General features: G+C 74.7%; 10 protein-coding genes. 8 read left to right on the top strand and 2 right to left on the bottom strand.

Features of this window, described 5'->3' with window-relative positions; genetic code table 11:
- Window positions 1-172 precede the first annotated feature (172 nt).
- The 4 genes from JOD49_RS15855 to JOD49_RS15840 all read left to right on the top strand — a co-directional run bounded on the left by JOD49_RS15855 (window position 173) and on the right by JOD49_RS15840 (window position 4,447).
- Entirely contained in the window at window positions 173-1,531 is a 1,359-nt protein-coding gene (locus JOD49_RS15855; RefSeq protein WP_205308022.1) for a hypothetical protein, read from the top strand.
- A 194-nt stretch (window positions 1,532-1,725) separates the two neighbouring features.
- Window positions 1,726-2,463 (top strand): hypothetical protein, encoded by a 738-nt coding sequence (locus JOD49_RS15850; RefSeq protein ID WP_205308021.1) that lies wholly within the window; start codon window positions 1,726-1,728, stop codon window positions 2,461-2,463.
- Window positions 2,464-2,570: 107 nt separating this feature from the next.
- Window positions 2,571-3,410 carry a polysaccharide deacetylase family protein gene (locus tag JOD49_RS15845; RefSeq protein ID WP_205308020.1) on the top strand — a complete coding sequence of 280 codons (840 nt, stop codon included), beginning with the start codon at window positions 2,571-2,573 and terminating at the stop codon, window positions 3,408-3,410.
- On the top strand, window positions 3,407-4,447 hold the full coding sequence (locus tag JOD49_RS15840) for a glycosyltransferase family 2 protein (RefSeq protein WP_205308019.1): 1,041 nt from the start codon (window positions 3,407-3,409) through the stop codon (window positions 4,445-4,447). Before JOD49_RS15845 ends, JOD49_RS15840 begins: the two co-directional genes overlap by 4 nt.
- 89 nt (window positions 4,448-4,536) lie before the next feature.
- Here JOD49_RS15840 and JOD49_RS15835 read toward each other — a convergent pair whose 3' ends face one another.
- The gene (locus tag JOD49_RS15835; RefSeq protein WP_205308018.1) at window positions 4,537-5,496 is read right to left on the bottom strand and encodes a glycosyltransferase family 2 protein; all 960 of its coding nucleotides are present in this window, start codon (window positions 5,494-5,496) and stop codon (window positions 4,537-4,539) included.
- Window positions 5,497-5,574: 78 nt separating this feature from the next.
- On the opposite strand from JOD49_RS15835, the gene JOD49_RS15830 reads away from it, so the two are divergent.
- From JOD49_RS15830 to JOD49_RS20815, 4 genes are read left to right on the top strand one after another with little or no spacing between them, the layout of a single operon-like run.
- Window positions 5,575-7,716: a glycosyltransferase gene (locus JOD49_RS15830; RefSeq protein ID WP_205308017.1), complete on the top strand. Its 2,142-nt coding sequence runs from the start codon at window positions 5,575-5,577 to the stop codon at window positions 7,714-7,716.
- Window positions 7,713-9,131, top strand: coding sequence for an O-antigen ligase family protein (locus JOD49_RS20820; RefSeq protein ID WP_205308016.1), 1,419 nt, complete (start codon window positions 7,713-7,715; stop codon window positions 9,129-9,131). Before JOD49_RS15830 ends, JOD49_RS20820 begins: the two co-directional genes overlap by 4 nt.
- Complete coding sequence (locus tag JOD49_RS15820; protein ID WP_205308015.1) at window positions 9,128-10,201, top strand: glycosyltransferase family 4 protein; 1,074 nt, start codon at window positions 9,128-9,130, stop codon at window positions 10,199-10,201. Before JOD49_RS20820 ends, JOD49_RS15820 begins: the two co-directional genes overlap by 4 nt.
- Window positions 10,198-11,370: a glycosyltransferase gene (locus JOD49_RS20815; protein ID WP_307822583.1), complete on the top strand. Its 1,173-nt coding sequence runs from the start codon at window positions 10,198-10,200 to the stop codon at window positions 11,368-11,370. Before JOD49_RS15820 ends, JOD49_RS20815 begins: the two co-directional genes overlap by 4 nt.
- On the opposite strand, the gene JOD49_RS15810 is transcribed toward JOD49_RS20815, so the two are convergent.
- A complete protein-coding gene (locus tag JOD49_RS15810) occupies window positions 11,330-12,532 on the bottom strand; it encodes a glycosyltransferase (RefSeq protein WP_205308014.1) in 1,203 nt (400 codons plus the stop codon). The two genes, JOD49_RS20815 and JOD49_RS15810, sit on opposite strands and share 41 nt — an antisense overlap.
- Window positions 12,533-12,557: the final 25 nt, after the last annotated feature.

The following is a 12,557-nucleotide window of genomic DNA, read 5'->3' as shown; positions in this document are numbered from 1 at the left end:
TACGCGGCGAGCGACGGCTCGCGACGTACCCCCGGAGCGGCCACCAGGTCCCATCGAACCATCGGCGCGGAATCCTGCGGAAGGTCGACGGCCAAAGTTCACCCGGGCGAGAGCCCGCTCCCAGCGCGTCGCAGCCCGGCGGCGAGCGGGAGGTGTGCGTTACTGTCGCGCCATGAACCGTCCCGGCAGCGACCTCGACCCTGCGCCGACCGAGCGTCCTGCCCGGACCCCCGTCTCCTCGTACGACCCCGCGGACCTGACCTACCGGTGGTCGCACCAGGTCGGCGCGTTCACCCACCAGTACGACCGCGACCTCCAGCTCCTGGTCGTCTGGTCCGGGGGCCGGGCGCACGAGGCCGAGATCCTCGAGCGCGTCGCGGCCGACTTCACGGTCCTCGCGCAGATCGAGGTCCGGTGGAGCGCCGAGAAGATGGTCAACGACTTCGAGCGGCTCTACGGGCAGACGTTGTGGGGCACGTCCCCCAAGCACGAGGAGGTGGGCGACGGCCCGTTCCTCCTGCTGATCCTGGAGGACCACGCCCCGGCCTACTCCTACCGCCAGAACGTCACGGGCTACGTCGAGCTCACCAACGTCAACGTCGCGCGCGTCAAGGCAGCGGCCCGCGCGCTCACGGGTGGGTACCGCATCCACTCGAGCAACAACATCCGCGAGTTCTTCCGCGACGCGACACTGATCCTGGGCCCCGAGCGCCTGGGCGAGATCATCGCGCAGGAGGGTCCGGCCGAGGGCACCTCGGTGCTCGCGCAGGACGTCGTGGGCAGCCACGGCTGGGACAGCCTGGACCAGGTGTTCCGCACCCTGCGCTGGACCTCCCGCTACGTCGTGCTGCGCAACTTCGACGACCTCCCCGGCGCTCTCGAGGACGACCACGAGATCGACGTGCTGTGCGACGACCAGACGGACCTCGCCGCCGTCCTCAACGCGACAGAGGTGTACCCCGGCCCCGAGGGCGCACAGTTCCGCACCCTGGTGGGCGGCGAGGAGGTCTTCTTCGACACCCGGTACGTGGGCGACGGCTACCTCGACACCGAGTGGCAGCGCGAGATCCTCGCGCGCCGCGAGTGGCGCGAGGGTCCGGTCGCGGTGCCACGCCACGACGACCATCTCTTCTCGCTGCTCTACCACGCCACGGTGCAGAAGCCGGCCGTCAAGCCCGCCTACGTCGGGCGGCTCACGCAGCTCGCCCTGGACGTCGGACTGCCCGAGCACATCGCCCGCACCCTGACGGAGGACGCCGTCGCGGCCTCCCAGCTCGACGGGTACCTCGCGGGGCACGGGTTCACGGTGCCGCTGCCGGTCGATCCCGCGGTGCACCGCAACGACGCCTTCCTCACGCTCTTCCGGCTCACGCCCCTCGCGGACCCGCCGCTCAAGGTCGCGACGGCCGAGCTGTGGCAGTCCGCGAAGCGCAGCCCCGTGGCCCGGGCCCTGGGCAGGTCCCGCGTGGTGCGGGGCGCGTACCACCGGCTGCGTTCGGTCGTCCACGCGCTCACGGACCGCAGGGCCTGAGGGACGTCGCGGGCGCCCGCGACAGGCGTCGTACGCCCCCCGCACGGCCCGGCCGACACCGGTGCACCCCTCGCGCGCGCCGATTTCGCCCGCTCGATCGGCGCCCGCGCATGGACCGGCCGACACGGTCACCGCTACCGTTGCCGGATCGATCGTGGGGGTCCGCGACCGCACCGGCCAGTCGAGGAGTCGTCATGAGCATGCCTGCCGTCCAGGCGGAGGGCCCGCCGCGCTCGCTCGTCCACCGGGTCGTGGACCGCGCGCGGATGGTCTACATCTTCGGCAGCCCTGTCGGGGCGACCTTCGTCAAGGCCACCGACCGGTCGGTGACCGTGTACACCAGCACCCGCGGACGCCCGACGGTCTCGAAGTACTTCGCGCGCACGCGCATCGGCAGGGACGCGTTCCTCGCGGAGAAGGCCACGGGAGACCTCTTCGGCGACCGGCCGTGGCGCATGCCCGTGGTCCGGTGGCACCGTCGCGGATTCACGGTCCCGCGCCTGCCGGACGCGTCCCGGCTCGACGTCGCCGGGCAGCAGCTCTCGCGCGAGGAACGCGTCGAGATGGGTGCGTGGACCCTGGACGTCCTGCTCGAGATCTACCTCACGGGCAACCTGCACGGCGACCTGCAGCCGCACAACATCTGGCTGCTCGACGGCAGGCCCGTCGTGACCGACTTCGAGACCTTCGGCCCGCGCACCCCGGGCATTCCCTTCCTCGACTCGGGCGACATCACCGGCAACGACCCGCGTCCCCGCGACCGGAGCCTGGACCCCGCGTTCGACCCCGAGGACGACTGGTCGTTCCACCACATGCTCGGCGTGAGCCTCCAGGACGCCCTCGACGTGCTCCGTCCCCGGCTCGTCGCCGCGAGCGCCGACGACCTGGACGCGTTCGCGAGGCTCGAGGCCCTCGACGGGGTCCGCACCTGACGCCGGACGGCGCGCGCGCCCGTCCCGAGCCCCCCGTAGCATCTGCACCACCTCGCCCGGACCGCCGGGCGCGGTCCACGCCCCGGACGACCAGAGAGGATCAGCCGATGTCCGACTCTCGGCCCGGCTCCCGCACCGCAGCCCGTCGTCCTCCTCGGGGGATCGTGGTCCGCCGACGCGACATCGAGAGCAAGCCGGCGCCCGCAGGGGGTCGCTTCGCCGAGGTGGCGTACACGAGGCTCCCGCTCCCCCGCGCCCTGACGCGCGCGCTGGGTACGTTCTGCGTCAACACCTCGGACCGGGTCGTCGCGATCACGTACGACGACGGCCCCCACCCCGAGCACACACCGCGCCTCCTCGACCTGCTCGCCGAGCGCGGCGCGACCGCCACGTTCTTCGCGCTCTCGCGCCAGGTGCGGGCGCACCCCGAGGTCGCGCGGCGCATCGTCGCCGAGGGGCACGAGCTCGCGCTCCACGGGCAGGACCACCGTTCGTTGCTGACCATGGGCGACGGCGAGGCCGTGCGGTACGTGCGGGACGCGAAGGACGAGGTCGAGTCGATCGTCTCGGCACCGCTCGCCTCGTTCCGCCCTCCCTACGGTGCGCACACCGTGCGCCAGGCCCACGGCATCGCGGGCCTGGGGATGGACGTGCTCATCTGGTCGGGCGACGCGTTCGACTGGGTCGACGACGAGGAGGAGCGGATCGCCGAGCGCGCACTGTCGACGATCTTCCCCGGGAGCATGCTGCTGCTCCACGACGACCGGGGCGACCCCGAGACCCTCGCCGCCGACGAGGTGTTCCCGGCCTTCGACCGCGCCCGGGTCCTGGACCTGCTGCTCGGCCGCCTGACGTCCGACGGCTACCGCGCCGTGACGGCCCACGACCTGGTGACCACGTACCAGCCGGTCATGAGCATGGCCCGCGAGAGGATGCGTCAGCCATGAGCACACCCGCGGGTGCACAGGCCCGCCCCGAGCTCTCGGTGATCATCCCGGCGTACGACGCGGAGGCGACCCTCGGGGTCCAGCTCGGCGCGCTGCTCGCGCAGCGCCCCGCGTGGCCCTGGGAGGTCATCGTGAGCGACAACGGATCGAGCGACGGGACCCGCCGGCTCGTCCAGGAGTGGACCGGCCGCATGCCCGAGCTGCGCCTCGTCGACGCCTCGGCCCGTCGTGGGCCCAGTGCGGCCCGGAACATCGCGGTCGCGCAGGCACGGTCGGTGGCGCTCGCCTTCTGCGACGCCGACGACATGGTCGCGGACGGCTGGGTCGAGGCGATGCACCGCGCCCTGTCCGAGCACGAGTTCGTCGCGGGACCGTTCGAGGGGGCTCGGCTCAACGCCGACCTGACGTCGTCGGTGACCTGGACGGCCCAGACGGACCGGCTCACGGTCAAGCCCGGGCTCGAGCAGTTCGTCACGGCGGGCTCGGGCAACATGGGCGTGCGCACGGCGGTCTTCGACGAGGTCGGGGGCTTCTACGAGGGGGCCCGGACCGCGGAGGACGACGACTTCTGCATCCGGGTCCAGCTCGCGGGGCACGACCTGGTGTTCGACCCGGACATCGTGCTGCACGTCCGCCGACGCGACGGGCTGCGGAACATCGCCCGGCAGTCCTTCGCGTACGGCGCGGGCGAGCGCTGGCTGAGCCACCGGTACGAGCTGCTGTACGCGCAGTCGCCCTCCACGACGGGCGACGACGAGCCGACGGGCGGGCGGGCGGACTCCGCACCGGTGGAGGACGTGCAGCCCGCGGGCGTCGCGGGCCGCCTCACCGGGCTCGCGCGGCGCGGCCGGGCGATCGCCGTCCGCGGCGGTTCGTTCGTCCGGAAGGCGCTGCGCAAGGCGTCCACGATCCGGCGCCCGGGGGACCTCTCCGACCTGGTGTGGAGGCTGAGCTGGAGCGCCGGGTGGACGTTCGGGCGGGTCCCGGCGGCTCCCCCGATCGTCCCGCCGCCGAGCTGGCGCCAGAAGCAGCCCTAGCCGGGGCGGGCTCCGGTTCCGCAGGCGGCCTCGTCGTCACGAGGGGCCGTCCGGGGCGGGCCGTCCCGTCCTCGGTCGGTCGTCGGACGCTAGGCGTTCGTCCGCGAGAGGGCCCGCCGCCCGCGCTCGCGCACCCAGTCGAGCGGCGCGAGCGGTGCGAACCGCGCGGCCCAGGCGACGTGGCCCAGCGCGGCGCGGACCCGACGTCCGGACAGGTCGGCGCGCGCGGCCCGGGCGGCGCTCCACGCGGCGAAGCGGTCGTTGGCGCGCAGCCGGTCGCGGTAGGCGGCATCGAGCCCCGCGCCGCCGGTGGAACCAGCGGCGCGGGCCTGCGAGCGCCGCTCGCGCAGGATCACCCGGAGGCCCGCGGCGAGGTCGCGGTAGGCCCGCGTCGTGTTGCCGGGGTGGTACCGGTAGTCGACGAGGGCCTCGTCGACGAAGACGAAGGGCCCGAGCGTCGCGGCCGCGAGGACCAGGTCGAGGTCCTCGCCCTGCCGGTACGCGGGGTCGAACCCGCCCACGGCGTCGAAGGCACCGCGGCGGATCACGAGGTTGGGCAGCATGATCCCCGTCAGGCCGCGGACCACGTCCCGGGCGTCGCGGGCAGGGCGCTGGTCGGCGGCCACGAGCTGGTCGCCCGCGCCGTCGACCGTGCGCATCCCGCAGTAGCCGATCACGGCCTCGGGCCGCGGGACCAGCGCCTCGACCACCCGGCGCAGCCGGTCGGGGTGCCACCGGTCGTCGTCGTCGAGGAAGGCGAGCAGCTCGCCGCGGGTGTGCCGGACACCCGTGTTGCGCGCGGTGGAGACCCCCGAGGGAGCGAGGCGCAGGACGGTCCCGACGCCCGCGTGCTCGACGAGGTCGCGGATCACGGCCGGGTCGGGCGAGCCGTCGTCGACCACGACGAGCTCGACCTGCGGGTACGTCTGGGCCGCGACTGATGCCAGCGCCTCGGCCAGGAACGGCCCGCCCCGGTTGGTCGCGACGACGACGCTCACGAGCGGTTCGGCGACGGTCGCGCCCGCGGCGTCGGGACCTCGGTCGGACACGGTGCTCCTCGGTGCGGTCGGGGTGAATTCGGTGAGATCGCAGGGGAAGGAACCCCTCGCTGGTGGACAATCTCCCACATGAGGATCCTCCGCGTCTCGCACAGCGCCGTGGTCGACGCGTGGCGTGAGCGGGAGCGGGAGCTGCGGGTCGCGGGGGTCGACGTCCGGCTGCTGTCCGCGCGGGCCTGGGACGAGGGCGGCACCACGGTCCCGCTGCGCGCACGGGCCGGTGAGCCCGTCGAGGGCGTCCGGACCTTCGGCTCGCACCCTGCGCTGTTCGTCTACTCGCCGGGCCCGCTCTGGCGTGCGCTGGGCCAGGACTGGGACGTGCTGGACCTGCACGAGGAGCCCTTCGCCCTGGCGACCGCCGAGATCCTCGCGCTGCGCCGCCTCCGCGCCCTCCTGCCCGGCCGCGCTCGTCGTCCGGCGCCGCCCTACGTCCTGTACTCGGCGCAGAACATCGCCAAGCGCTACCCCTGGCCGTTCCGCACGCTCGAGGCCGCGGCCCTGCGCGGCGCGGCCGCGGTGTCGGTCTGCAACGTGGCCGCGGCGCGCATCGTCCAGGCCAAGGGGGCACGGGGGCTCGTGGAGGTGGTCCCGCTGGGGGTGGACCTCTCGGTCTTCTCCCCGGGGAAGGGCGTCGCTCCCGGTCCGTCCGCCCTCCCGCCCGACGGCGTCGCGCCCGCCCCCGGTCCGGGGCGCCCGGAGGCCGGGCCGGCACGGGGGGCGGTGCACGTCGGCTACGCGGGTCGCCTCGCCCCGCACAAGGGCGTGGACGTCCTGCTGGACGCCGTCCGGGACGACGAGCGGCTGCGGCTGACGCTCGCGGGCGACGGGCCGTCGGCCCGGGCGCTGCGGGACCGGGCGCGCCCGCTCGGCGACCGCGTGCGTTTCGTCGGTCCGCTCGCAGGCGACGACCTGGTCGCGTTCTACCGCTCGCTCGACGTCCTGGCCGTCCCGTCGCTCGACACCTCCGGCTGGGTCGAGCAGTTCGGTCGGGTCGCGGTCGAGGCCATGGCGTGCGGCACGCCCGTGGTGGCGAGCGACTCGGGCGCCCTGCCCGACGTGGTGGGCGGCGCGGGCCTGCTCGTCCCGCCCGGCGACGCCCGGGCGCTGCGCGAGGCGCTCGTGCGGGTCGTCGACGAACCCGGCCTGGCGGAGACCCTCCGCGCGCAGGGGGCCGACCGGGCCGCGTCGTGCGCGTGGCCCGAGGTCGCGCGCCGGTACCTCGCGCTCTACGAGCACGCGACCGCGCACGCCGCGCACGGCGGTACCCCTCGGCCCCCCGCCCCCGCGGTCGGCGACGCCACCCCGCGGGGCCACGCTCCGCCGTCGGGCAAGGAGCCCCACCGGTCGCCCGAGGTCGTCCTCGTCGCGTACGGCTCCCCCGACCTGGTGCGCGACGCGCTGGCACCGCTCGTCGGGAAGCTGCCGCTCACGGTCGTGGACAACTCGTCGCTCCCGGAGATCCGGGAGGTCGCCGAGCTCGCCGGGGCGCGGTACCTCGACCCGGGGCGCAACGGCGGGTTCGCCGCCGGCGTCAACCACGCGCTGCGCCACCGGCAGACCCCCGGGTCGGACGTCCTGCTGCTCAACCCGGACGCGGTCGTGAGCCCCGAGGACGTCCTGACGCTCCAGGCCCGGCTCCACGAGGCACCCGAGCTCGCGAGCGTGGGTCCGGCGCAGGTCGACGAGGACGGCGAGGCAGCGCGCGTCGTGTGGCCCTACCCGTCGCCCACCGGGACGTGGATCGAGGCCGTGGGCCTCGGCGCCCTGCGACGCACCCCGCCGGACCGGTCCTTCGTCATCGGTTCCGTGCTGCTGCTGCGGGCCGACGCGCTCGAGCTGGTCGGGCCGTTCGACGAGAGCTTCTTCCTCTACGCCGAGGAGACCGACTGGGCCTACCGTGCGACGCGGCTGGGCAAGCGTCACCGGGCGGTCACCGAGGTCCGCGCCCTGCACCTGGGCGGCGCGACGAGCAGCGACCCGACCCGCCGCGAGACGCACTTCCACGCCTCGCAGGAACGGTACCTGCGCAAGCACTTCGGCACGGCGGGCTGGCAGGCCGCCCGTGCCGGGGTCCTCGCCGGCTCCGCGGCACGGGCCGTCGCGCTCCGGGGCCCCGGACGCGACCTGGCCCTCCTCCGGCTCCGGCTGTACGCGCGTGGTCCCCTCGCCGCAGAGCGCGACCTCCTCACGGCGACGGACGCCCCGACGTGATCCGCCGGTCCCTCGCCTGGGTGGCCGGCTCGGTCGCGGTCGCCGTGGTCCTGGTCGGGATCGGCTTCCTCGTGCCCGGGTACACCGCGATCTCGGTCGCGGTGGCGGCCCTGGTCCTCGTCGTCGGCATGACGATCTACGAGCCTGCCGCGATGCCCATCCTCGCGATGCCCGCGATGGTGATCGTCCAGCGCGTCGGCGGGGACGCCGTCAACCTCTCGCTCAGCGACTTCGCGCTCTTCGGGGCGTTCTGGTTCGCGCTCTTCTTCACCCAGCGCCCCCTGTCACGCCCCATGCGCTCGCTCCTGTGGCTCTCGGCGTTCTACCAGGTCGCCACGCTCTTCACGGTCATCGCCAACCCGTACACCGCCAACACCGTCGAGTGGTTCCACGCCTGGCTCTCGGTCGGGGGCGCGCTGCTCGTCGGGTGGGCCGTGGGCCGGGCGGGACGCGCGCGGCTCGGGCTGACGCTGTTCATGGTCCCGTGCCTCGTCATCGCGGTCCTCACGTGCGTCACGGCTCTGCAGCAGCTCGCCGCGGGCAACACGGGACCGGTGTACCTCCAGATCCCGTTCCCGATGCACAAGAACTTCGTCGGGTGCGTCCTCGGGAGCGCGGCCCTGCTCGCCTATGCCCGCCCGTGGTGGGTCGGCTGGCCCAAGGCGTTCACCTACCCGGCGTTCTGGCTGTTCGGCCTCGCGATCCTCGCGTCGCAGTCGCGCCAGGCCCTGATCGGCCTCGCGATCGGCGTCGTCCTCATCACGCTGCGCGCCGACCCGGACCGCAAGCGGTCCAAGCTCATCCTGCTCGCCGCGATCCCTGCCGTGTACTTCGTGTGGGCCGCCGTCCAGGAACAGCTCGCGACCAACGACCAGTTCAACTCCGCCTACCAGCGGCTCACCTGGTACGAGCAGGCCATCGACGTCTGGGAACGCAGCCCCTGGGTGGGCGTCGGGCTGCGCTGGTGGGTCGCGAACCGCACCGAGTACACCTTCCAGCCGCCCAACGCCGAGCTCGAGGTCCTCACGTCGGCGGGCATCGTCGGGCTCGTCGCGTTCCTCGTGCTGTTCTTCGGCTCGCTCGCCGTGCTGTGGCGCGTCAACCCCCGCTTCGGGACGCTCGCGTTCTCGGTGCTGCTCATGCGTTTCATCCAGGGGCAGTTCGACCTCTTCTGGGTCTCGGTGCAGGTCTCCGTGCCGTTCCTCATCGTGGGGGTCTGCGTGGGCGCCGACGCCTACGCGGAGTCCCGGCGCGCGGCACGCGAGAAGACCGAGGACGCGCTCCCGCTCGACGACCTCCGCTCGGTCGAGGAGATGATCGACAACGTGGGACCGTCGAGGCACCTGGTGCTCACCCCGGCCACGATCCCCCTGCCCGAGCCCATCGCCCGCCACCGGAAGGACCCGACCACGTGAGAGTGCTCCACGTCGTGCACTCCGACGCCTTCGCGGGGGTCGAACGGCACGTCGCCCGACTGGCACGCGCGCAGTCGTCCCACGGGGACCAGGTCGTCGTCGTCGGCGGCGACGTGCCCCGCATGCGGGCCACGGTCGACGACCCGACCGTGCGGGTCCTGCCCGCGGGCTCGCTCGCCCAGGTCGTGCGCACGATCCGCGCGACCGCCCCGGGGGCCGACGTCGTGCACGCCCACATGACGTCGGCCGAGATCGCTGCCTCGCTCGCCGGAGCGACCGTCCGGGGCCTGCCCCCCGTGGTCGCCACGCGCCACTTCGCGCGGCCCCGGGGCAGTGGCCCCGCGGCGGGCCTGACCGCCGCGGTCGCGCGCCGCCCCGTGCGCGCACAGATCTCCATCAGCCGGTACGTCGCCGACCACGTCGACGGGGACAGCGTCGTCGTCCATCCCGGGATCGACGACCGACCCGCCGCGCCGGACGCAGCGGCCCGCGAACGCAGCGTCCTGCTCGTCCAGCGGCTCGAACCCGAGAAGCGCACCGACCTGGGCGTGCTCGCCTTCGCCGCGTCCCGCCTGCACGACGACGGCTGGCGGCTCCTCGTCGCGGGCGACGGGTCGCAGCGCGCCGACCTCGAGGCCCTCGCCGCCCGCGAAGGGCTCACGCGGCACGTGCAGTTCCTCGGCGCCCGGTCCGACGTCGACGACCTCATGCGGCGTGCGGCCGTCCTCCTGGCCCCGTGCCCCGTCGAGGGCCTCGGTCTCAGCGTCCTGGAAGCCATGTCGAACGCACTGCCCGTCGTCGCCGCCGAGGCCGGCGGGCACCTCGAGACCCTCGCCGGGCTCGACCCGCTCGCCCTCTACCCGTCGACCGACGTCGCCCGGGCCGGCGAGCACCTCGCGCGGCTCGCGAGGTCGCCCGAGCGGCGCGACGCCTACGGCGAGGCCGCACGGACGGTCCAGCGCACCCGCTTCACGCCCGCGGCCCAGGTCGAGGGGACGGCAGCCGTGTACCGCGACGTCGTCCGGCCGGGACGCCCACCGCACGACGAGCGACGGAGCCCCACGACGTGAGCGACCTCTCCCCACCCGTGGTGCACGAGCTCGTCGTCGTCTCGCTCGAGTCGTGGGACCTCGTGTGGCGCCGCAACCAGTACCTCGTGACCGAGCTCCTGCGGGCCGACCCGGCACTCGTGGTGCTGTTCGTCGAGCCTGCGGCGGACCCGCTGCACGAGGCCCGCCGCGGCTTCCGGCCCCGCGCCGGCCACGGGCTCCGGCGTGCGGACCCGGTCGAGGGCGTCGGGCCCGACCAGCTCTGGCTCTACCAGCCGACCAAGATCCTGCCCCGCCGCGTCGACCCCCGGGTCGACGCCCGCCTCGCCTCGCTCGTGCGCCGGGCCGCACGCCGCGTCGGACTCACGCGCCCCGTGCTGTGGGTCAACGATCCCGCGGCAGCGACCCTGGTCGAGGACACCGGCTGGCCGTCGCTGTACGACGTGACCGACGACTGGGTCGCGGCCGACCGCCCGCCCGAGATCCGCCGTCGGCTGCTCGCCGACGAGGCGCTCCTGCTGCGGGCGTGCGAGGAGGTGACCGTGTGCTCGCCCCACCTCGCCGCGAGCAAGGGCGCCGAGCGCGCCGTCACCCTCGTCACCAACGGTGTCGACGTCGACCGCTACCGGCTGCCCCGCGACCGCCCCGCCGACCTGCCCGTCGGGCCCGTCGCCCTCTACCTGGGCACCGTCCACCGCGACCGCTTCGACCTCGACCTCGTCGCCCGGACCGCCGCGACGACGGCCGGGACCGGGACCGTCGTGGTCGTCGGGCCCGTGCTCGACCTGACGAGCCAGGAGTACGACGACCTCACGGCCGCCGGGGTGCGGCTGCTCGGTGCGCGCCCCTGGACCGAGGTGCCCGCCTACCTCCAGCACGCGACCGCGCTCCTGGTCCCCCACCTCGTCGACGACTTCACGGACAGCCTCGACCCGCTCAAGCTCTACGAGTACCGGGCCGTGGGGCGACCGGTCGTCGCGACCCCGGTCGCGGGCTTCCGCGACGCGCGCGACCCGCGGGTCACGGTTGCCGCGCCCGCCGACTACCCGCAGGCCGTGCGCGTCGCGCTCACCGCGCCCGCGGCGACCGACACCCACCAGGACGACGACATCCCCACGTGGGACGTCCAGGGGCGCGCCATGCGCGACGTCATCGAGCGCGCCCGGCGACGCGGCGCCACACCTCGCTGACGACCTCCGCGGTCCGTGCCGCGGCGAAACGGTCCTGCGCGACGCGTGCCGCGCGGCGGGCCCTGGCCGCCGACCCCTCCGGGTCGGCGAGCACGGCCGAGATGCCCCGGGCCAACGACTCGACGTCCCCCGGCTCGACGAGCTCGCCCAACGGCGCGGAGTCGTCCGGCGTCCCGGCCAGGACCTCCACGACGCCCCCCGCACGGGTCGCGACGACCGGTACCTCGCGGACCATCGCCTCGACCACGACCTGCCCGAACGGTTCGGGGACGGGGGACGCGTGCACGCACACGTCGAACCCGTCGAGCTCGACCGACGGGTCTGCCACGAAACCCGTCCAGACGACGCGCTCGGCCACGCCGAGACGGTCCGCCTCGGCGCGCACCTGCGCGGCGTAGCCCTCGGCGCCGAAGCTCGGTTCCCCCACGATGCGGAACGACGTGCCGGGGTGCTCGTCGAGCACCCTGCGGGCCGCGCGCACGAGCTCGAGCTGCCCCTTCGTCGGGCTGATCCTGCCGACCATGCCCACGACCGGCTGCCGGACCCGACGTCGGGCAGGGGCTGCGGCGGCGGCTCCTGACCGACCTCCGGTCCGGGCAGCGGGCGGGCGCACCTGCGCGGCCGCGAAACCCGGGTAGGCGACCGTCGTCGGGCCGGGGAGCGTCGACGCGGTGGCCTGCGAGTTCACGACCACCTCCGCGGGGAACCGGGTCGAGGCCCAGCGGAAGACGCTCGCGACCCGCACCGGGAGGTAGTCGTCGGCGATCCGGTCGTGGACGTGCCAGACGAGCGCGGCCCGCGCCCACCGTGCGGGCAGCACGCCCAGCACGTCGGACTTGAGCGAGGTCGTGTGGACGACGTCCGGGCGCAGTGCACGGACCCGGCGCGCGAGCCGCCACGTGAACGGGACGAGGCGCGCCAGCGAGACGAGCTGACCGAGGCCGGCGCGCCCCACGGCGTCCCGGGAGGCGGTCGCCGTCGCGGGGTCGAGCGGCAGGACCTCGACGACCGCACCCGCTGCGCGCAGGCGGTCGACCAGGGGGCCGCCCGAGAACAGCAGCACGCGCACGTCGACGTCCGGGCCGAGCTCCTCGACGAGCCTGACCAGTGCGAGCTCGGCGCCGCCGAGCTCTCCCGTGTGGTCGAGGACGAGGACGCGCACCGGCCGGTCGGGTGGCGGCCCCCCA

Origin of the sequence: Oerskovia jenensis, assembly GCF_016907235.1 — a bacterium.
Lineage (GTDB): Bacteria > Actinomycetota > Actinomycetes > Actinomycetales > Cellulomonadaceae > Oerskovia > Oerskovia jenensis.
Note: the sequence above shows the minus strand (reverse complement) of the source record. Positions and strands in the feature narration are given on the sequence as shown.

Coding starts and splice junctions, on each gene's coding strand:
- JOD49_RS15855 (WP_205308022.1), top strand. CDS start 173: ATGAACCGTCCCGGCAGCGACCTCGACCCTGCGCCGACCGAGCGTCCT.
- JOD49_RS15850 (WP_205308021.1), top strand. CDS start 1,726: ATGAGCATGCCTGCCGTCCAGGCGGAGGGCCCGCCGCGCTCGCTCGTC.
- JOD49_RS15845 (WP_205308020.1), top strand. CDS start 2,571: ATGTCCGACTCTCGGCCCGGCTCCCGCACCGCAGCCCGTCGTCCTCCT.
- JOD49_RS15840 (WP_205308019.1), top strand. CDS start 3,407: ATGAGCACACCCGCGGGTGCACAGGCCCGCCCCGAGCTCTCGGTGATC.
- JOD49_RS15830 (WP_205308017.1), top strand. CDS start 5,575: ATGAGGATCCTCCGCGTCTCGCACAGCGCCGTGGTCGACGCGTGGCGT.